Below are 21,349 nucleotides of genomic sequence, written 5' to 3'. Positions count from 1 at the left end.
AAAATGTTCAGTCAAATCAGTTGGAGTACGGCGAACGATACGGGCTGACCGGCAAGGTCAGGAAACTGCCCTGCATGTCCTCCAGGGTATAGCGCAGGTACATGGCGACATTGAGTTCGCGGAAGTCGCTCGAATTGTTCAGGCGCAGCGTACCGCCCACAAACAGACGCGGCGCAAAGCGGTATTCGCCGCTGCCTTCCAGGCTGTAGCCGATGCCGGTCTTGGTCTGCTGCCCGTAGGTCTTGCCGCTGGCCGCTTGCAGGGCGGCATCCGTGGGGAAGTAATCCGCGCCGTCCTGGCGGAAGTACTGCACACCGGCCGAGCCCTTGAGCTGGAAGCTGAAACGGTCGCTGCGCTTGGCCCAGGTCACCGGCACGCCCAGCCCCAGATAGGCCTGCGGGCTGAAGTAACCGCCGTGGCCATAGGTGTAGAAGTTCTGGTTGTTGGCGTAGCTGATGAGGGTGGCGGAGACACCGGCCGTCATCTTCTCGTCGTTGCCGTTGGCCAGGTACTGGTAGGCACCGCCGCCCAGTTCCACACGCGTGTTGGATTCGACGTTGCGGCCCATCAGGCTGTGCAGGGCACCGTAGGCGTAGACGCCGGTCTGGGCATCATCCGAACTCATCTCGGCACGGCCGCCGTTGGCGGTCACGCCGCCCCAGGAACGGCCGATGCGCGGGTCGGTGCTGCCGGCAAACGAGGTGATGCTGTCGTTGACGGCACGGCGCGACACCGTCACGCCGAAGCGGTTGGTGCTGCTGCCGCCGAGCGGCTGCTCCACGCTCACGCCACCGACCACGTTGGGATACTTGAAACCGCTGGGTGTCGTGCCGATGTCGGCCTTGACGCCGTCGTCAGGACGCTCGTAGGCTACCGCCACGCCCACGCCGCTGGCGCTCTGCTTGCCCACGCCGGTGGCACTGGAACCGCCACCGCCGAAGCGGCTGGCGGCCTCGTCGGTCATGGTGCCGCCATCCAGCGAGACCGGCGTGATACGCACGGCCACGCGGTCATTGCCGACCGGCATGTTCACTTCCAGCGGGGCTTCGATATCGTTGATGCGGCTCAGGCCCGATTCGCTGGCATTGCCGCGTACCACCACGCCTTGCGTGACGTAGGGGCTGCGTGCCTGCAGGATGTCGTTGAGGGCGCGCTGCGCCGGCGTGAGGTTGTCCGCCGGCAGGCCTTGCTGGCCCTGCAGCGCCAGCAAGGCGCGCTGGGCGGCGGTGGCCGCACCCGGCAAAGCGGTGGCAGGTGCCGCACCTTGCTGCGCATAAGCGCCCGCCCTGCCCGGCTGGGTGGTCTGGACCATCTGCGCCGGAGCCGGCGATGCATTGCTGAACACCGGACCGAGCGCCGGGCCATAGGCCACCGCAGGCGCGGCCTGCGACGCCGCCACACGCGCGTTGGCCGGGGTCGGCAAGACGTCGGCCGCCGCCGGTGCGGAAGCCGTCATCATCGCCGGACGCAGCATGGTCTCGGCAGGCGGCGGGATGGCAGCCACATTCTCGTTGCCCGGCAGGCGACGCTGGGTGCGGAAGGGGTTGATGGCCGGATCGAAACCATTGCCCTGGGCCATCAGGCTGCGCTGGCGCGCCGAGTTTTCAATGGCCACCGCCTTGCGCAACAGTGCCGTGGCTTCGCCGGTCTTGCCCAGCGCACGATAGATGCGCGCGGCTTCGGTCAGGGTGGTGGGATCGCTGCTTTCCAGTTTGTTGAACTGATCCAGCAGGTGCAGGGCATAGGCATTGTCGTGCGCCTGCATGGCGGTATCGGCCGCGCCCAGCAACACCGTGACGTCGCGCGGATTGCGTTCGGCCAGTGGTTTGTAGAGCGCCAGTGCGCGGGCATTGTCGCCGGCCGCATTGAACATGCGGGCCAGTGCCGAGAGCGCACCGATATCGGTGGGCCGCTGTGACAGCGCGGGGGCCAGCGTGTCGTAGGCCGCCGCCAGGTCGCCACCTTCGCGCAGGCGTTCGGCCTGGCGCACGCGGTAGAGGAAACGCACATCGTCGTATTGCTTGCGCGTGGCCACGTCCATTTTCTGGTTCTGCAAGGCCGTGAGTACGCTGTAGACCTGCGCATCCTCACCGGCCCTGAGCAGCACCGACGCGTATTGCAGGCGCGTAGCGGCGCTCGGCGTGGCCGGCGGCGCAATCAGCGGCTGCATCAGCGCCAGCGCACGCGGGGTATCGCCCGCATCGACATAGGCCGAGGCCAGTGTGCCTGTGCGCTCGGCATTGCCGGCCGCTTCGGGCTGCACGCGATCCAGCAGCGCCAGGGCTTCCTGGCGCTGGCCGGTCTTGACCAGCTCGCTGGCATGGCCGACCTGGATGGTCAGCGTGACCTGGCGATACAGATCGGTCATCGGTGCGGTACGACGGGCCTCGGGGATGCGGCGCAGGGTATCGAGCGCATCCTGCCACTGCTCCATCTCGGCCGACAGCAAGGCGCTGGCGTAGAGCGCGTCGACGTTGTCGCGATGCTCGCGGGTGAAGTCATCGATGGTCACGCGCGCCTGGCGCGACTGGCCGGCCTTGATGTAGAGGCGGGCCAGGTCGAAGGTGGTCCAGACGTTGTCGGGATCGTTGCGCACCGCTTCGCGCCGGGCGTCCAGTGCGGCATTGAGATCGCCACGCTGTTCGGCCAGGTTGGCTTGCTGGGTCGCACGCAGGGCGCGCAGGCGGCCCTGGTCGCCGAACTCGGCCTGTTGTTGCGGGGTGAGCTTGTCGAGCAGGCGCAGCGCTTCATCGGCTTGCCCGGTCTGCGAGAGCACATTCACCAGACCGCGAATCGCACCGACCTGTGCCGGCTGCACCGCCAGTACCTGGCGATAGTGCGCCGTGGCAGCCTCGAGCTGGCCGGCCGTGACTTCGATATCGGCGATGGCGACCAGGCCATCGGTGTTCTTCGGATCCAGGCGCAGCGCCTGGGTCAGCGCATCCTGCGCCTGCCGGGTCTGGCCGCGCGCCTGCAGTTCGCGGCCGCGCTGGATCAGCAGCCAGTAGCGCACGCTGTCGAGCGCCTTCTTCCAGCCGCTGCCACCCTTCGCTACAGCGCGCGCCAGCAGCGGTTCGGCGTCGGCCAGACGGTTCTGCTGCTGGCGCACCACACCCAGGCCACCGAGTGCATCGGTTTCATCGGGATGGGTGGCGAGGCGTTCCTGGAAAGCCTTTTCAGCTTCCTGCAGATCGCCCTTCTCCAAGGCCTGCAGGCCGCGCGAGAGCACCGTCGGCGTCTGCGTGGCGGTGACCTGCGAGCGGCCCTTGGCCAGCAGGTCGCGGATGTCCTTGTCGTCCGGATGGACCTTGAGGAATTCTTCAAACAGCGGGGCCTGCGCCGGACTCGGCGGGCCCAGCCAGGTCAGCGCCAGACGCCAGCTTTCATCGGCGTCGCCACCGATGTCGGTCTGCTTGCTCAGGCGCGAGAGCACGCGGATGCCTTCCACCCGGCTGTCTTCATGGCGCGCCAGCTGCTTGCCGTAGAACAGTGCCAGGATGCTGTCCTCGGGAGTTTCGCGCAGCAGGCGTTCCATGCCCTTGCGCGCTTCCGGCCAACTGGCATCGTTGAAGGCCAGGTTGTTGTAGTACTCGCGGCCGACCGTGCCCGAGGGCGTCAGGCCATTGAACATCTTGCGGAAGGTGTCGGTGGCGCGGTCACGCTCGCCGGCATCCACCAGGCGCCGGGCTTCGGCCAGCAGGGCCTGGTTTTCAGGGCGGGCCAGGGCGATGTCCTGCATCAGTTGGGCGGCTTGCCAGGGTTGCGGCGAGAGCGCCTGCAGCCGTTCCAGATACGCATTGGCCTGCTGCGGCCGGTTCTGCTTCACGCCGATCAGGCCCATGCCGTACAGCGCGTTGACCTGCGATTTGTCCAGCTGCAGCACCTTCTGCCAGACCTCGGCGGCGCGCTGGTTGTTGTTGCGCGCCTGCCAGTACTGGCCCTGCTCCACCAGCTGGGCTTGCAGGTCCGTCGGCGCAGCCAGGGCCGGGGCCAGGGGTGCGCCCAGGAGCGCGGCCAGCACTCCGATGGCTAGCGTGGTACGGCGCGTGCGCATGACTTCTCCCAAGACAAATTGAGCGTTCCGTCGTCGCGGAACTGATATCGCTGCTCGGCCCATCCGAGGCCGAACAGGCCGAGCATGACGTTGTAATACAGAATTTCCGGTTGCGCACTGGGCTGGGCCAGTCCGCTCTCCAGCTGTTGTGCGGCGCGCGCCTGCCATTGCGCGGCCAGGGTATTTTCGCCCTTGGCCTGCAGATACGGCACCAACGCCGCGCCAAACCCGAACGGCCCCTGCCCTTCGACGGCACCGCTGGTCACGGCCACCTTCTCCGGCGCGATGCCGGTGGCGACGATGCGCTGGCGCATGCCATCCAGGGCGGCCAGCAGCGGTGCGGCCCCGGGGTCACGCGGCGAGGTCATGCCAGCCCACAGGTAGACGCGGATGGCGTCATAGCTGCCCAGTTCGCCCTTGGCCGGATCGACCATGAACTGGCCGGCTTGCTCCGCCGTCATCTTGTAGCCGACCCAATCCGCCACGAAACCCTTGGGGCTGGTGGCCTGGATCATGCGCACGGTATTGGTGGCGATCTGCTGCCAGGGGCCCTTGGGGCGCTCCTTGTGCAGACGGCGCAGCAGCGGCAACGGCAGGTAACTCGGATTGAGCGTCCAGGCCTGGTTGCCCTGGCTGAAGCCCTGCGGTCCCGGCAAGACCATCTTGCCCAGGCCAGGCAGGTCCACCACGAGGCGCGCTTCGATGGCGTCGAGCAGGCGCACTGCATCGCTGCGATAGGTCGGGCGCTGCCACAGGCGCGCCGCTTCCAGCAGCGCGTAGGCAATCCACAGATCGGCATCCGATGCGGAATTGGCGTCCTGCAATTGCCACTTGCCATCGGCACCCTGCCCCCACAACCAGCCCGGCAAGCGGTTGGCGGCATCGGGCGCCATCATGTTGTCGCGCGTCCAGCTCCAGATCTGGTCAAAGCGTTGCGGATCGTTGGCGATCAGCGACAGCAGCAGGTTGTAGGACTGGCCTTCGGACGTGGTGTGATTGGGCAGCAGGCTGGAGTGCAGGACCCGGCCATCGGGTTGCACGTGACTGCCAGCCCAGGATTGCCAGGCCGGCCAGTCAACCGCCGCGCAGGCGGCCGGCGCGGCGCTGGCGGCCGCACCGGCACCACTGAGCGCGAGTGCTGCCATCACCTTCAACAGGCTGCGTCGCAGAGGCTGGAACGGCAGGTCAGGCATTGAGACGCTTTCTCGCCTTGGCGCGCAGGGTCAGGTAAGCCAGGCCGCCGAGCATCAGGATGCCGCCGGCAATCAGTACGAACATGGCCAGCACGTGGCGCGACAGCCACCAGCGCAGCATGCGCAGCGGCGACATGCTGCCGACGAAATAATTTTCTTCGGCCAGCAGCGGATCGATGGTGGTGCCGCGCACCGCCACCAGGCTGCCCTGGATGGTCTCGGCTTCCGGGTCCTTGCTGGCCATCGCATCGAGGATCTGTTGCAGGCCGGATGCATCGCCACCGGCCAGCACCACCACGCTGCGGCCACTGTCGAGGGGCGACTCGAAACCGGTCAGGTAAGAGGTCGGCTCGCCCCCCGAGAAGGCCAGTGCCAGCCGCGCACGGCGCTTGGCCTGGTCCTCGTCATCGATCTGCAGCCAGCTGCGCACGCGCAGGGCCAGGTCGGCCACCTGGAAGCGCTGCTTGTCTCCGGTCACCACCGCCGGCAGGCGATCGGCCCATTGCTTGAGCAGCGGCTGATTCTGTCCCGAGGCCAGCACCAGCAGGTCGCGCGAGGCCACCTTGTCGACCTGCGCAGCCTGGGTCACGGCCACGCCGGTCGCCGGATAACCGGTGGCGCTGCCGAAGCGGCCCAGCAGCGTCAGGTAGGCCGAGAGATCATCGGGCGTGGCATTGTCGGGCAATACCACCGCCGACTCCGAGAGATCGGCCATGCGCGTGAAGGGGAAACCGGCATCCTTGAACACGCCCAGATTGGGCATGGCCATGAAGTGATCGTAGCCGCGCAGGTCGATGGTGGATTCGGGATCGATGCTGCCGCGCACGTTGTCGATGATGACGTCCTGGCATTCGCCCTGCTTGACGAAATCGTACATGTAGCGCAGCTGCAGACGCGATTGCGGACCGGCCAGGTTCAGCGGCAGGCGCACGTTCATCTCGCGGGTCAGCGCGTCATCCTTGATGGCGGCCAGCAGGCTCTTGTCCAGCTGGTCGTGCGGCAGCAGGACGTCGGCCTTGATCAGGCCATCATTCAGGCTGACCATGAAGGACGAATTGGACGACTTGGGCTGCGGCGTATAACGATACACCAGTTTCAGCTTTGCGCCATCCTGTCGCCAGCTGGAGAGCGCGGGCGGGAAGTTGAGCGGAATGGTGATCTCGCCCGGGTTGTAGCCGGAGACATTGAGGCGCTTGGGATCGATCAGCTCGGAGAGTTTCACCGGACGATCGGTAGGCAGCCAGTTGGGCGCGTCATACGGCTGGCGCGGAGTCAGCGGCTGCAGCTTGTCGACCACCACCGAACTGCCCGCCAGGCCCTTGCCGCCCAGCGTCAGGGCAGCGGCGGCCTGCTTGAGTTCGGCGATGTTGCGGCCGGAGACGATCAGCAATTTGCCATTGGCATCATTCGGATTGGCCTGCACGGTCAAGGTCGGCCCCTTGGGCGCGGCCACGGCCACACCGGCCACGGTGGTGGCGGCCTCGCCGGCCACCATCAGCACGGCATTGCCGCGCTGGGGCAAGGTGTTGATCTGTACCGGGAAGCGCGCACCGCGATAGGCGGCCAGCGCGCCGAACCAGGACGAAAGCGACCCTGCCGCTTCCAGCGTGCCGTTGTCGGGCGTGCCGGCAAAGATGAAGGGCAGGTTCAGCATGCGGATGTCGCGCCGGTCGAAGAAGGGTACGGGCATCAGCGCCAGGTCATCCTTCTGCGGCAGCGCCGTGGTCTGCAGGTCCAGCGTGGAGCCATTGGCCACGCGCGTCCACAGGCTGGAATGCAAGGGATCCTCGCAACCCATCGTGTAGTGGCCGATGAACTGCAGGCTCAGGCGGTTGAATTCGGTAATCAGCTTGGCCGGGATGTCGACCTTGGCGGTCTGCATGCTGCCGGAGTTTTCCTTGGGCAGCGGGATGCTGCCGGCCACGACGTCGTTGACCATCACGTTGATCTGCGACAGGTCCGGCAGCAGCGCGGGCGAATACGTGTAATACAGGGTCACGTGCGCACCGGTGGCCACCAGCGAGACCGGCACGTCGAAGTTGAGACTGTCGGTGGCATCCACGCCATGCAGGTTCATCGAACCGTTGCGGCCCAGCTGCTTGAAGGTGAACACGTAAGGATCGCCGGCCATCGGGATCGGTGCCGGCAGACCGGGCGTGGCCGTGGCTGCCGGAGTCGCGGGGGTGGCCGCCAGTGCCGGCAACGGCAGGCTGCCTGCCGTCATCACGGCCGCCAGCATCAGGCACAGGGAGCGCTGGCGCAAGGGCATCCGTTGCGCTTGAGACTGCTTCGTTTTCATTATTGTTTTTCCAGAGTGTTGTCGGTAACGGGCACAGTGGCTGCCGCCACTGTCGAGGGGGCTGCAGCGGGTGCCGGCGCGCGGCGTTGCGCACGCCGGCTGCGCATCAGGATAAGGGTCGCCTTGAACAATTGCCGTACGCCATTCATGCCGATGCCGGCGACTTCACGCAAGGCTTTGAGCGGTGTATCGGGACGGCTCTTGCCCCAGTTGTTGTCCCAGATGTCGGCGCGCGAGAAGGTCAGGCGCACCAGTTCGCTTTGCTGGCGCAGCGACAGTTCGTGGAACTGCGCACCGACCATGTCGTTGCGGCTGAACACCACCATCGCCGGGAACACCTTCTCCTGCGCATTGCGCATCATCGAGACCTCGATGCGTGCATTGCGTGCGATGCTGACGCCGGCAGGCAGGCGCAGGCCAATGCCCTTCTGCGAGAAGTCGAGTGTCTTGCCGTCGATGATGCTGCCGTCGTCGAGCTTGATGCGTACCGGCAGTTCGGCGGTCACGCGCGGCTCGCTGCGCACCTGGCGGGTTTCGGAAGCGACCGCCATGGCGGCGCTGCTGATGATGACGTTGTAGAGCGTCCAGGCCATGTTGATGAGGATGGTGGTGACCGCATTCGGATCACCATGGATCAGTTGCCAGATGCCGAAGCCCAGTCCGGCCACGTTCAGCCCCAGCAGCACCATGTAGGGCCGCGCCAGCTTCCAGTCGAAGTGGTCATCGGTGATGATGCCGCCCTTGTCGGTGACGTTGAAGCCGCCCAGCTTGGGGTTCACCAGCGCCAGCAGCACCGGCCCCAGGATGTACCAGGCCAGCACGGTCTCGTAGACCTCGTTCCAGAAGGAATGGCGGAAGCGTCCCTGGATGCGCGAGTTGGTCAGGCTGGCGTGCAGCACGTGGGGCAGCACGTAGGCCGTGATCATCAGCGCCGAGGCCTGGAAGATGTGGGCGCCGAAGAACAGGTACGTCAATGGCGCAGTCAGGAAGATCAGGCGCGGCAGGCCATAGAAGAAGTGCAGCATGGCGTTGAGGTAGCACAGCCGCTGGCCCAGACGCAGCCCCCTGCCCTTGAGCGGATTGTCGACGCGGAAGATCTGCGCCATGCCGCGCGCCCAGCGCACGCGCTGGCGGATGTGGCGCGCCAGGTTCTCGGTGGCCAGGCCGGCGGCCTGGGGGATGGCGAGATAGGCGGTGTTGTAGCCGGCACGGTTCATCTTCAGCGCGGTGTGCGCATCTTCGGTCAGGGTCTCGGTGGCGATGCCGCCGATTTCCATCAACGCGGTACGGCGCATGACGGCGCAGGAGCCGCAGAAGAAGGCGGCATTCCACAGGTCATTGCCATCCTGCACCAGGCCGTAGAACAGCTCGCCCTCGTTGGGCACCGAGCGGAAGGTGTTGAGGTTCTTCTCGAAGGGATCGGGCGAGAAGAAGAAGTGCGGCGTCTGCAGCATGGCCAGCTTGGGGTCCTTGTAGAACCAGCCCATGCAGATCTGCAGGAAGGAACGGGTCGGCACGTGGTCGGCATCGAAGATGGCCACGAATTCGCCGTCGGTGACCTTGAGCGCCTCGTTGAGGTTGCCGGCCTTGGCGTGCTTGTTGTCGGAGCGCACCAGGTAGTTCACGCCGATGTTGTCGCAGAACTCGCGGAATTCTTCGCGGCGGCCATCATCGAGCACGTGCACGCGCAGCTTGTCCTGCGGCCAGTCGATGGCCTGCGCGGCGAAGATGGTGAGCGAGACGATGTCCAGCGATTCGTTGTACGAGGGAATGAAGACATCCACCGTCGGCCACTCCGCAGGCGGCATGGTCAGCATCTGCGGCTTGCGGCGCAGCGGCCAGGCGGTCTGCAGGTAGCCCAGCGTCAGCACCAGCAGCGAATACAGTTCGGCCGCCAGCAGTCCGTAGCCGAAGCAGATGTCCAGCCAGCTTTCAAAGGCCAGCGTGGAACTGATGCGCCAGTACATGTAGCGCATCGACACCGTCAGCGAGAGCGTGATCAGAACCAGCACCGGGAACCGTCCCGACTGCTTGCGCAGCACCAGCGCGGCGACGAAGCAGCCGATGGCGAAGACGCATTGGGCGGCGAAGTCCAGCGGCACCGAAATGATCAGCAACGCCAGCATCGTGGCAAACAGCAGCACGGCCCATTGCACCAGACGGCGCGGCCCGCGCGGCAAGCCTTCGAGGCGCGCGCCGACGGTCTGCATCCATTGTTGCAGGCGGTTGGCCGATGGCCGTGCCGAGGGCTCCTGTCCTGGCGGATGCGGAGACAGCGTGGCGGCGGCAGGCAGGTCGGACGGGGCTGGCGACTGCGATGGGGAGGGAGCCTGGGATCCGGTCGTCATGCGCGTGCACCCGTAGCGACGGCTTTGGCGACAGCGGCGCGCAGCACCTCGCTCACGCCCTGCAACTGCTCATAGGCCGGCGAGTGGCCGTCCTTGACCAGCGGATTGAAGCCATAGGCCAGGCCTTCGCTGATGGCGTGATCGAGCGCGATCACCCCAGCCAGGCGCGGCCCCATCCAGCGCTTGAGCACTTCCAGCATGTCCTGGCTGAAACTGCGGCTGGCATCGTATTTGTTGACCACATAGCGGCAGTTGTTGCGGCCATGCAGGACCTGGCGCATATGTTCCAGCGCCAGGAAAGAACCGGCGTCGGGCGTCACCACCGCCAGCACCTGGTCGGCGGCTCGCAGGGCCTGGTCGAGATAGGCGGTCTGTCCGGCCGGCAGGTCCAGCAGCACCACGTCGCCCGCCTGCAGCTGCAGGGCGTGCAACTGGCGCAGCAGCCATTGGCCATCCTCGGCCATCTGCTGGGCCAGCGCAGCTTCGCCAGCACCGGCCACCAGGGTGTGGCTGACCACCTGCGTGCCGGCCATGCCGGCAGCCAGGCCACTGCGCCAATCTGCGGCGGCGGCCGCTGCAGCAACGGCGTCGGCACTCACGCCCAGATGGTATTGCAAGGCATTCTGCGGATCCAGGTCGATGGCGATCACGCGGCCATGGCGCGCCAGGCTGCAGGCCAGGGCCGAGCACAGGGTGGTCTTTCCGACCCCGCCCTTGGGCGAGACTACGGCAATCACCTGTGCGGGCGTCGTGGGGGGCAGGGCCACGCCGGACTGGCCGGCGTCGTCGTTGTTGGCGCGCTGCAGGGCCTCGCGCTGACGCGCGGCCTCGCCCAGCATCGAACGCAACAGGGTGGGTACGCCAGGGCCATGGGGCGCCGACGGGCTGATCTGGCTGACCGGCGCCGGGTTCGGGGAGGAAACAGGCACCTGCACGGACAGGGACGGTGCAAGTCTGGCGACAGGAGCGACCGGGACGGCGGCAGGCGCAGCAACGACAGGGGCTTCAACGACCGGCTCGCTGGCCGGCTCGGTCAGCGGCTCGATCACAGGCTCAATGCGCTGGGAGGAGGAAAGCGAAGGCGGGTCCAGCAGCGGCACCACCGCGCTGGCCGCCACGACCGGTGCCGGTTCGGCCTTCACGTCCGCTGCGGCCGGCTGCGCAACCACCAGCGGCGCCTTGGGCTTGCGGACCGGCTCCTTGTAGTTGATGGCGGCCTCGATTTCGAGATACCCATCCACCGTCGCCCCGAACTTGCTCAGCAAGTTGGAGATATCGTTTCCCATGCTTGACTCCCTGCCCTGTCCTGACGGCGGCGGCTTTTGACCGGGCGCGCAAGACCTGTCTGCAACCTTGTTAAAAAGCGGTAAGTGTTCCCATATGCTGCCATCCCCCAGCTATATTTATTCATCCGCTCTGACGGCGGGACTTTTCCCCTCTGGATGCGGAGTCATGCTCCGCGCGGACCAGGCGCAGGAATGTTGTTTTTTCGACCACATTCCACGTTGTCATTAAAACAAACAAATCCTGATACCGCAACCTTCTTCGTTGCCAAAAATGTAAAAAGCCGACAAGACACAACACTCATTTCTTGCCAGGAACATATGAAGAAAGAGGCAGAATCTTACATGCGAGACGGACGCTTTGTCGCTCAATAGCGACAATTTGTTCCTCCTTCGACGCGGAATTGACACAGTTCCCGAAAGATCCCGCAAGGACACTCGCGAGCCACGGCTGGCGCGGCTTTTCGACTCTCATCCTGCAGGAGATCGGGCAAGCCCGGATCCGGCATGTCCACGTACCCGCCTATGCTAGGGGTTCGTAAAAAGATGTCACTCGGGAAAAACCTGAGAAGCCACGGCGTTCACGCTGGCAGCGCACGGGAATCGGCGATCTGCCACCAGGCCGGCAGCAGCGCCTGCACCTCGGGCCGGCCGAAGCGCTGGTCGATCAGCCAGACCGTGCCCTGGTCGGTTTCGGTGCGGATGACGCGGCCGGCCGCCTGCACCACTTTCTGCATGCCGGGATAGAGGTAGGTGTAGTCGTAACCGCAACCGAACAGTTGCTCCATGCGTTCACGCAACTGCTCGTTGACCGGGTTGAATTGCGGCAACCCCAGCGTGGCGACGAAAGCGCCGATGAGTCGATCGCCGGGCAGATCCACGCCTTCCCCGAAGGAGCCGCCCAATACGGCAAAGCCGATGCCCTGTCCGGCGCTTTCGAAACGTGCGAGGAAGGCATCGCGGTCGGTCTCGGACATGCGGCGCGACTGCTGCCAGGTGGCAATATGCGGATGCGCCCGTGCGAAGGCATCGCGCGCCTGCTGCAGGTAGTCGAAGCTGGAGAAGAACGCCAGGTAGTTGCCCGGCCGCTCTTCATACTGGCGCGCCATCAGTGCGCAGATCGGTGCGATGGAGGCTGCGCGGCGCTGCCAGGTGGTGGAGATCTGATGCGCCACCTTCACCTGCAACTGGCTGGCCTGGAAGGGAGACTCGACATCGATCCAGGCGGTATTGGCCGGCATGCCCAGCAGATCGGCAAAATAATTCCACGGGGCCAGCGTGGCCGAGAACAGCGTGGTCGCATGCGCAAAGGCGAAGCGCGGCCCCAGGAAAGGCGCAGGCACCACGTTGCGGATGCACAGCACGGTATTGCGTTCATCTTCCCGGGTGAGATCAAACAGCGAGTGCGGGCCAAAGGACTCGGCCAGCCGCACGAAGGCCATGGCATCGAAGTAGAAATCGCGCAGCGGCGGATCCAGCGGCACCGCCACCTGCGCCAGGAAATCGCTGATGGCGCCCACGCTGCTGCTGAGTGCCTCGACGAACTTGGCCGGCGGCGCTTCCAGCACCTGATAGGGCAAGTCGGCCTTCTTGCCGGCGGCGGTCCAGGCGCGGCCCAGCCGTTCCAGCGGCTTGGCCACGGCCGGCGGGGCCACGGCGCGCGCGGCCCGCAGCGCTGCCCGGCTCAGTTGCGCGCTGTACATGCTGCGCGCCCGCGAGACCAGGTTGTGGGCCTCGTCGGCCAGCACGCTCACGCGCCAGTCATGCGCCTGCGCCATGCCGTAGAGCATGGCACCGCCATCGAACCAGTAGTTGTAATCGCCGACGATGACATCGCTCCAGCGCGTCATCTCGCTGCCCAGGTAGTAGGGACAGACCTGATGCTGCAGGGCCACGCTGCGCAGATGCTCACGATCCAGCAGCGGCTGCGAGAGGCAGGCCGCCCGGGCGGCAGGCAGGCGGTCGTAGAAGCCCTGCGCCAGCGGACAGGAATCGCCCCGGCACAGCCGGTCCGGATATTCGCAAGCCTTGTCGCGTGCGCACAGTTCCAGCACGCGCAGCGGCAGTTCGCCGTGATCCTTCAAGGTGGCGGCGGCATCCAGCGCCAGTTGCCGGCCGGGGGTCTTGGCCGCGAGGAAGAGGATCTTGTCCAGCCGCTGCGCCGGGGCTGCCTTGAGCGCCGGGAACAAGGTGCCCAGCGTCTTGCCGATGCCGGTCGGTGCCTGCGCCAGCAGGCTACGCCGGCCCGTCTGCGCGCGAAATACCGCCTCCGCCAGTTGCCGCTGACCGGGACGGAAATCGCCATGCGGAAAGCGCAGCGTCTGCAAGGCAGTATCACGCGCCGCGCGGTGCGCCAGCTCCTGTTCGGCCCAGCACATGAAACGCTCGCATTGCGCCGCAAAGAGCGTGGCCAGTTCCTCGCGGCTGCGGGTTTCTTCCAGTACCGTTTCCTGCTGGCTGCCGATGTCGAAATACACCAGCGCCAGATGGATGCGCGCCAGCCCTTCCCGCTCGCACATCAGGTGGCCATAGACCCGCAGTTGCGCCCAGTGCAGGTGGCGATGATTGTCGGGCAGGCTGGAGAGCTGGCCGCGATAAGTCTTCACTTCTTCCAGCAGCTGGCGCGCGGGGTCATACCCATCGGCGCGTCCGCGCACATGCAGCGCGCCATGATCGGCCGAGAGCGTCACTTCGCTCAGGTAGCCCTCCCCGCGCCGCTGCGTCACGATGGCGTGACCGGCGATGCCTTCCTGGGCGGTGGGTGTGGGCGTGAAGCGCAGATCGAGATCGCCCTGCTTGGCGGTGAATTCGCACAGTGCACGAACCGAGACGGTGTAGCGCGGTGCGGACTGCTCTTGCGCAGCGCCGGCCGAGAGCGCCTCGTTCATGCTGCCGCCTGTTCCCATTGCAGGTAGCACACCGCCACCGGCATGGCGTGTTGCGCACAGTAGTCCAGCCAGCGGCGCTGGTTGTCCTGCAGGCGGTCGCCCGGGCCTTTGACTTCGACCATGCGATAGCGCCCTTGCTGCGGCCAGAACTGGATCAGGTCGGGGAAGCCGTTGCGGTTCTCTCGAATGTCGTCAAGGATGCGCAGGCACCACAGCTTCAGATGTGCAGCGGGGATACAGTCCAGCGCCATCAGCAGCAGCTCGCGCGTGACCCAGCCCCAGGCGACGAAGGGCGATTGCAGGCCGTGCTTGCTCTCATGGGTGGCAAGGAGATGCGCACGGTAGCTGCCGTCATCGAAACGGCGCAGGCAGCGCGCCAGCACATCGCGCCGACGCGCCGCGAAATCGGCGCTCAAGAGATCGGCCGGCTCGCGCTGGAAGGGATGGAAGAAGGCGCCGGGAATGGGCGCGAACAGCGCTTCCCAGCACAGCAAGCCGAACAGGGCATTGGCCAGCGCGTTTTCGACATAGAACACCGGCGCATCAGCCCGCTGCAAATGCAACTGCACCGACCGCTCGACGCGGCCGCCCTCGGCCGGCAACACGAGCTCGATCTGATCGACCACGGCGGGGCGCGGCCGCAGCGCCGGCGGCAAACCCAGCTGGCGCGCCAGGCGCGGCGCGATGCGCAGCAGTTGCTGGCGTTCCGCCTCGCTCTCGGGCGATTGCCGGGCGATCGTCAGCAGGGCTTGTGCGGGACCGAAGCGGCCCAGTTTTTCCAGCACGCGGATGGCGCGTGCCCGTGCACCGGGATAACGGCAGGCAGCGTAGATCTGCTGTGCCTGTGGCCAGTCGCCGGCCTTCTCGCAATGCTGGCCGAGCTGGAACAGCAGGCGTTCACGGCGGCTCTCCAGCCAGGGATTGTCGAAGCGCTCCGCGGGTAGCGCGTCGAGCACGGCAGCGACCTTGTCACCGGCCTCGAAGCGCTGCTTGCAGGCCTGGAGTTGCAGGTAAAGATCAATGTCGGTGCGGCTGCGAAAACCGCGCGCCTCGGCAGAAAGGGCGATCTGTTCATAGCGCAGCGTACCCAGATCGGCCAGCACGAATTCGCTCCAGTCCTGGCGCAGGTTGCCGAAGAACATCAAACGCAAACGTTCACACAGGCCGCCAACCCGCATGCGCAGGACCGCTTCCCCGCCCTGCCCCGGCGCAGTCCATTGCGACAGGCAGCGCGGCGCGGCATGAAGGGGATCGCTTTCCAGTGCCGCCAGCAAGCTGTCCTTGCGCGCCGTCTTGAGCGCACCGCGCACGCTGAACCAGCGCAGCAGCTCCGGCTTGGTCGCCAGCGCGAAGACCTGGGCCAGCGACAGCGGCGCATCCTGCTCCACCCACTCCGGCGGCAGATCGCGGGACGCCTGCAGCGGGCAGCCGATCTCCGGATAAGCCAGACGACTGGCGCGGAAGTGCTCGCCCTTGCGCATCATCATGCGCACGAACAGCGCCCGCGCAGCCAGCGGCAAGGCCGGGAAACGCAGCAGGAAAGCGCGCTCCTCGTCCTGCAGCAGGTCGGCATAGCGCTGCCCCAGCCAATCCAGCGCCTGCTGGAAATTGCTCAGGTAGTAAAAACGGTGATCGGGGACGGCGGACATTGCGGCGAAAAGCAGGCAAGAAAGGAACTGTATGGATGCACAGTATATCGCGTAGATGCCAATAACTACACTTTGGAGACGAGATACCTGAAATATCAGGCTCTGTTCACCTTCAACCTGAATCGCGACTGCCCGCTAAGATAGTCGCCCTGCACAGACCAATCAACACTTCCAGGAGACCGCCTTGCCCAAGCTTTCCACCCTCGCCTTCGCGCTGTCCGCTGCCCTGCTGGCTTGCGCCGCGCCCTTGCACGCGCAGCAGACGCCGCGCCATGATGAATTCTTCTGGCTCGGCGAAATCAACAAGGCCACGGCCGTGATCAACACCGACGAAGGCTTGCTGGACAAGTCGATGACCCCGCTGGTCGTCAAGGGCATCCGCAAGGTGCTGGCCGATGGCGAGCTGCCGGGTGCCAAGCGTCCGAAGCTGGTGATCACCTTCGAGCCGCTGCTGATCCAGGCGGCCGGTCCGCAGATCACGCTGCTGCACGCCGGCCGTTCCAGCCAGGACATGCTGGCCACGCTGCGTGCGGCCATCCTGCGCGAAGACCTGCTGACGCTGGCCAACCAGCTCAACGCCACCACGGCGGCGCTGGTCAGACTGGCCGCCAGCCAGCGCGACACCATCGTGCCCAACTACACCAACGGAGTGGCGGCGCAGCCCAACAGCTACGGCCACTACCTGCTGGGCTTTGCCGCCGCACTGGACCGCGATGCCCAGCGCCTGCGCGAAGCCTATGGGCGGCTGGACCGCTCGGCCATGGGCACCACTGTCCTCAACGGCACCAGCTGGCCACTGAACCGCCAGCGCATGGCCGACTACCTGGGCTTTGGCGCCATCGTCGACAACGCCTATGACGCTGCGCAGCTGTCGGCGGTGGATGGTCCGGTGGAAGCGGGCGCGGTGGTCTCTTCCATTGCCCTGCATGCCGGCGCCTTCATCCAGGACGTGATGACGCAATATGCGCAGCCGCGTCCGTGGATCCTGTTGCAGGAGGGAGGGGCCAATACTTACGTGTCGTCGGCCATGCCGCAGAAGCGCAATCCGGGCCTGCTCAACAGCACCCGGCGCGATGCCTCGATGGTGATTGCCGAGGGCATGGGCGTGGCCATCGTGGCGCACAACATCCCGCCCGGCATGAGCGATGCCAAGGAGGTGAAGCCCAACAAGGAGATGGTGCTCAATACGGTCAAGGTCCTGAAGAACTGGGAAAGCATCCTGGGCGCGCTGGTGATCGATCCGAAACGCGCGCTGGAAGAACTCAACAGCGACTGGACCGCGTCCCAGGAACTGGCCGACGTGCTCATGCGCAAGTACAAGCTGCCCTTCCGCGTGGGTCATCACTTCGCTTCGGAAGTGGTGGAGTATGCCAAGGCCAACAACATCCGGCCGCTGGAGTTTCCTTATGACCAGGCGCAGCGCATCTATCACGAAGCGGTGCTGAATTCGGAATTCCCGCAGGCCCTGCCGATGTCGGAACAGGAGTTCCGCAGCACCCTCGATCCGGTGGCGATCGTGCGCAATCGGGCCACCGTGGGCGGTCCGCAACCCGCCGAGATGGACCGCATGCTGCGCGAGGCCACTGCGCGCGTGGCGCAGCAGGATGCGTGGATCAAGGCCCGGCAGCAGCGCATTGCAGGATCGCTGCAGAAGCTGGATGCGGATTTTGACCGGATGGCCGTCTCGGCGGGGGTGAAGTAAGTCGTGCCGGGCGGGCCGTGCAGCTTGGCCTAGCCGCGGGAAATCACCAGCAATCCCGCAGCAATGAGCGCGGCCCCGATCAGCTTGGCGGGCGTGATGACTTCATTGAGAATCCAGACCGCCATCAGCAAGGCCACGATGACACTGCCCTTGTCGATCAGCGCCACGGTGGACACGTCCCCCGCCTTGATGGCCTTGTAGTAGAACACCCAGGAGACGGCGGTGGTCACACCCGAGAGGCCGAGCCAGAGGACGTTCTGCCAGGTGACCGCGCTCAACTGCGCGGCCGGCACGACAGCGGCGGCGAACATGAGGACGAAGACGAACACGAAGCAGGTCCGGATGGCCAAGCCCAGATCGCTGGAGATGCCGGTCAAGCCGAGTTTGGCGATGACCGAGGTGAAGCCTGCAAAGACCATGGAAATGAATGCGTAGGCGATCCAGCGTTCCATCCTCTTCTCCTTGAATGAAAATCGTGTGAGCCACACAGGCCACCGTCTGGCGTTCAGCCAAACCGATCAGGCGCACGAAACAGCCCCGGCATCTGCAAGACGCACTGAACGGCGAAGCGGAGTGATAGACTCAGCACTACCGAAAATCATTCGGCTCCGACCGATCAGAAATCATCCTGATCCGCAATGAGGCTCGTCCCCGCCGACGGGATGGACGAGTTCCGCGCCAACCGACACTTACAAGAGAATCCACGGAAATGCAAAAGACTGAGACGAAGGTTTTGGAGTCGCTCATAGAAAGATCCCTTTTCACCAGCAGATGGATTCTTGCCCCCATGTATCTTGGATTGTGCATGAGCCTGATCCTTCTGGCGTTCAAGTTTGCCCAGAAAAGTTGGGGCATGCTGTCAGACTTCATCAACATCGGTGCCAACGATACCATCGTGGGCATTCTCTCTCTGGTGGATCTGACCTTGATGGGTAACCTGCTGCTGATGATCATGCTTGGTGGTTATCGTAACTTCGTCTCCCGACTGGATTTCCGGGGTCACGAGGATACGCCGGAATGGATCAGCCATGTCGGTTTCGGAAACCTGAAGTTGAAGCTGATGAGTTCGATTGTGGCCATTTCCGCGATTGAGTTGTTGCGGAGTTTCATGTTTCTTGACTTGGTCAGCGACAGAGTGCTGTGGTGGGAAATCGGCATTCACTTCACCTTCGTTCTATCGGCTCTGCTGCTCGCTGGTACGGACCTGCTTTCATCGAAAGCAATACACAAGTAGGGCGCGCGTCCAGCATCGCCTGTCGTTGTTGTCTTCGAGAATCTCAACGGGCCAATTGGAATTTTCCTTGCCCGCCGGACGACTCTCCGGAAACGCTTTGGAAGCGACAGAACGCGCTTGTGCCATCAGCGCCCAATCTTCCTGGACCGATAGCCGAAGACAACAAATTCATCAACCTGCGTTCCATTTTCTTTTTCCTTGAAAGTGGTCCGTACAGAAGGGGTGAGTATCCGACATCCCTGAGCAACTTCAATCATCTGTTCCGGCGACGATCGCTCCCTCTATTCCATGGCGGGCCAGCGCTGCAGTCACGACACCGGCGGTCTTCATCTCCTCGACGAAGGCCGCCAGATACGCACGTGCCTTCTCGCCGCGTGCTGCCGGTGTCCCCATGGCCTGGCGGATGACCATGAAGCGCTGGTCGAGGATGCGCAATCCGCCAACCTTGGCAGCATCGGCCTGCAACTGCTGTTTCACGCCGGCGGCCACGTCCAGCCTGCGCTCGACAAACGTCGGCACTACCGCATTCGAGGTCGGCGTGCGCACGATGGTCGCCTGTTTCAGTTCACGGCTCAGGAAGAGGTCATAGGCGCTTCCACTACCGACGGCCACTGTCAGGCCCGGGCGATCCACCTGGGCATTGTCATGGATGGGAGAATCCGCCCGCACCGCGTAATAGCCCTCGATCAGGACGTAGGGCCGGGTGAACGCAATCTCGCGGGCGCGCCTCGGATCAATGGCGAAGAAGCCGATGTCGGCACGCCCCTCCTCCAGATTGGCGACGGAACCCGCAGCAGTCTTGCCAACCACCAGCTCAACGGGAACCCCGAGGCGCTGCCCCAGTTCGCGGGCGAGCTCAACGGAGACGCCTTGGGCTTGCCCACTCTGCGGATCCAGGCTCGCCAGTACCGGGTTGCCCAGATTGATGGAGGCGCGCAGCACGCCGGTCGGTGCCAGCTGCTGCACCAGGTCCGGATCCGGCGCAAGCCGCTTGAGCAACTGCGCATGAAACAACTCCGGCATCTGCATCTGCGGTGCATGACCAGCGCCGGGGAACACCACCAATGTCGCGTGCGGAATGACGGCAGCCGCCTCGCGCCCGAGCACCGCATAGTTGCCCAGCCCGGCGCGCAATGCCGGCGGTGCGAATTCCTTGCCGATGGCGGTGCTGTCCTGGTCGCCGATCATGAGGACCGTGGGCGTCTTCAGGTTCTTCAGTTCGTAGAACACCGGTTGCGTAAGGATCATGTCGTACAGCAGTGCCGAATTCCACGCCACCCGCTCCTTGCCCGGCCCGCGGTACATGCCGGCCAGCATCTGCACCCAAGGTTCATACTCCGCACTCCACTGCCCGGAGAAATACGTGGCGCGCTCGTAGTTGCGGATGCGCTCGGCCGTGGTACCGAGTTCGCGCGCATACCACTGGTCCACCGACACCGGCGGCACGCCCTTGGCGCGCCAGTCTTCCAGGCCGATGGGGTCGACCAGCACCAGCTGGCGGGTCTGCTGTGGATAGGACAACGCATAGCGGATGGCCAGCATGCCACCAGTGGAGTGGCCTACCAGGATGGCCTGATCGATGCCGAGCGAGGCCAGCAAGGCGTGCGTATTCGCGGCCAGTTGCTGGAAGCTGAACTGGTATTGCTCGGGCTTGCTGGATTTGCAGAAGCCGATCTGATCCGGTGCAATCACACGGTAGCCGGCGCGGCGCAGGACATCGATGGTCTGCTCCCAGGTGCCGGCGCAGAAATTCTTTCCGTGCAGCAGGACGACGGTGCCGTGCGGCACACTGCCGGCGGCAGGTGCCACGTCAAGATAGGCCATCTCGATGTCCTGGCGCTGGGAGTGGAAACGATAACGCGAGACCGGCCAGCGGTAGTCGAAGCCCTCCAGCTGGGGGCCGTAGACCGGCGCGTTTTCCATGTCGGTGACAGATGCCGCAGATGCCGGATTGGCAGCAGGTACCAGCGTGTGCAGGGAGGCCAACACGCTGAACAGGCTGGCAGCCAGCACAGTTTTCGCACGGAACAGGAAGGGTTGTGAATGCATGGGAGGAATCGGGCAGGTAGGTGAGATCGGGATGGCGCGCACAATCGATATCGCCGATGGTAGCCGGATTCGCACAACAAGGTCGGGCTTGACCTCGTTTTACCGGCCCGACCTTTTGCGATGGCTTCGCGCGTGGAGGGTAGACGGCTGCCCTGCCCTGCGATTATCGTGTCACCGGTTTGACCAATCTGAACGGAAGGAACGACAGCATGTTTTCAAAACAGTTTGAAGTGGATCCCAAGCACATCGATTTCCAGGGCGTGGTCGATGGGCTGTATTACCCGTTTTATATGGAATGGACGCGGCATGCCTTTTTGAAGGAAGCGCTGGGAATCGATATCGAAGAGGCCTTCCGGCAAGGGCAGGTGTTCATGGTGCTGGAATACTCGCTGCGCTTTCGCAAGAGCCTGCAAAAGGGCGACACGATGGAGGTCACCTGCGAAGTGCAGAAACACGAAAAGCGCAGCCGGGTGAATTTCGTGCAGCAGATCAAGGTGGGGGACGTGGTGTATGCCGAGGCGGTCTTTGTCGGGGCTTGCTTCATGAATAACCGGCCGTTCGTGCCGGAGGCGATTGCGGCGGCGCTGGCGGCGGCTCCTGCCGCCGATCGGGAGCAACCTGCGCCATAGCCACCATGACGGATTTACCCG

Annotated in this window: 11 protein-coding genes and 2 pseudogenes; 3 read left to right on the top strand and 10 right to left on the bottom strand. The window is 64.9% G+C overall.

The window, feature by feature from the left end:
- Positions 1-16: 16 nt before the first annotated feature.
- The 7 genes from ACWFUC_RS11410 to ACWFUC_RS11380 all read right to left on the bottom strand — a co-directional run bounded on the left by ACWFUC_RS11410 (position 17) and on the right by ACWFUC_RS11380 (position 15,714).
- Complete coding sequence (locus tag ACWFUC_RS11410) at positions 17-4,054, bottom strand: cellulose synthase subunit BcsC-related outer membrane protein (protein ID WP_489624921.1); 4,038 nt, start codon at positions 4,052-4,054, stop codon at positions 17-19.
- Positions 4,030-5,247, bottom strand: a complete 1,218-nt coding sequence (gene bcsZ, locus ACWFUC_RS11405; RefSeq protein WP_489624920.1) for a cellulose synthase complex periplasmic endoglucanase BcsZ — start codon at positions 5,245-5,247, stop codon at positions 4,030-4,032. Before bcsZ ends, ACWFUC_RS11410 begins: the two co-directional genes overlap by 25 nt.
- Positions 5,240-7,546 carry a cellulose biosynthesis cyclic di-GMP-binding regulatory protein BcsB gene (gene bcsB / locus ACWFUC_RS11400; protein WP_310839966.1) on the bottom strand — a complete coding sequence of 769 codons (2,307 nt, stop codon included), beginning with the start codon at positions 7,544-7,546 and terminating at the stop codon, positions 5,240-5,242. Before bcsB ends, bcsZ begins: the two co-directional genes overlap by 8 nt.
- A complete protein-coding gene (bcsA, locus tag ACWFUC_RS11395; protein ID WP_489624919.1) occupies positions 7,546-9,894 on the bottom strand; it encodes a UDP-forming cellulose synthase catalytic subunit in 2,349 nt (782 codons plus the stop codon). The genes bcsB and bcsA overlap by 1 nt, the downstream gene beginning before the upstream one ends.
- Complete coding sequence (gene bcsQ / locus ACWFUC_RS11390; protein WP_489624918.1) at positions 9,891-11,180, bottom strand: cellulose biosynthesis protein BcsQ; 1,290 nt, start codon at positions 11,178-11,180, stop codon at positions 9,891-9,893. The genes bcsA and bcsQ overlap by 4 nt, the downstream gene beginning before the upstream one ends.
- Positions 11,181-11,758: 578 nt before the next feature.
- A complete protein-coding gene (locus ACWFUC_RS11385) occupies positions 11,759-14,065 on the bottom strand; it encodes an ATP-dependent DNA helicase (RefSeq protein WP_489624917.1) in 2,307 nt (768 codons plus the stop codon).
- Positions 14,062-15,714, bottom strand: coding sequence for a VRR-NUC domain-containing protein (locus tag ACWFUC_RS11380; RefSeq protein WP_489624916.1), 1,653 nt, complete (start codon positions 15,712-15,714; stop codon positions 14,062-14,064). The genes ACWFUC_RS11385 and ACWFUC_RS11380 overlap by 4 nt, the downstream gene beginning before the upstream one ends.
- Positions 15,715-15,898: 184 nt before the next feature.
- Here ACWFUC_RS11380 and ACWFUC_RS11375 point away from each other — a divergent pair, with 184 nt between their 5' ends.
- Positions 15,899-17,416 carry a lyase family protein gene (locus ACWFUC_RS11375; RefSeq protein WP_489637601.1) on the top strand — a complete coding sequence of 506 codons (1,518 nt, stop codon included), beginning with the start codon at positions 15,899-15,901 and terminating at the stop codon, positions 17,414-17,416.
- A 29-nt stretch (positions 17,417-17,445) separates the two neighbouring features.
- Here ACWFUC_RS11375 and ACWFUC_RS11370 read toward each other — a convergent pair whose 3' ends face one another.
- On the bottom strand, positions 17,446-17,868 hold the full coding sequence (locus ACWFUC_RS11370; protein ID WP_489624914.1) for an EamA family transporter: 423 nt from the start codon (positions 17,866-17,868) through the stop codon (positions 17,446-17,448).
- Between the two features lie 257 nt (positions 17,869-18,125).
- Here ACWFUC_RS11370 and ACWFUC_RS11365 point away from each other — a divergent pair, with 257 nt between their 5' ends.
- Positions 18,126-18,650, top strand: coding sequence for a TIGR00645 family protein (locus ACWFUC_RS11365; RefSeq protein WP_489624913.1), 525 nt, complete (start codon positions 18,126-18,128; stop codon positions 18,648-18,650).
- 249 nt (positions 18,651-18,899) lie between these two features.
- Here ACWFUC_RS11365 and ACWFUC_RS11360 read toward each other — a convergent pair.
- Both ACWFUC_RS11360 and ACWFUC_RS11355 read right to left on the bottom strand, forming a co-directional pair.
- A pseudogene (locus tag ACWFUC_RS11360) lies at positions 18,900-19,526 on the bottom strand (transporter substrate-binding domain-containing protein); the annotation flags it as partial.
- 96 nt (positions 19,527-19,622) lie between these two features.
- Positions 19,623-20,699 (bottom strand): annotated as a pseudogene (locus ACWFUC_RS11355) (alpha/beta fold hydrolase); the annotation flags it as partial.
- 179 nt (positions 20,700-20,878) lie between these two features.
- On the opposite strand from ACWFUC_RS11355, the gene ACWFUC_RS11350 reads away from it, so the two are divergent.
- Positions 20,879-21,328 carry an acyl-CoA thioesterase gene (locus tag ACWFUC_RS11350; RefSeq protein WP_259434396.1) on the top strand — a complete coding sequence of 150 codons (450 nt, stop codon included), beginning with the start codon at positions 20,879-20,881 and terminating at the stop codon, positions 21,326-21,328.
- Positions 21,329-21,349 lie beyond the last annotated feature (21 nt).

Source organism: Herbaspirillum sp. Her4 (assembly GCF_057961335.1).
The sequence above is the reverse complement of the archived record's forward strand: the minus strand, read 5'-3'. Positions and strand labels throughout refer to the sequence as shown.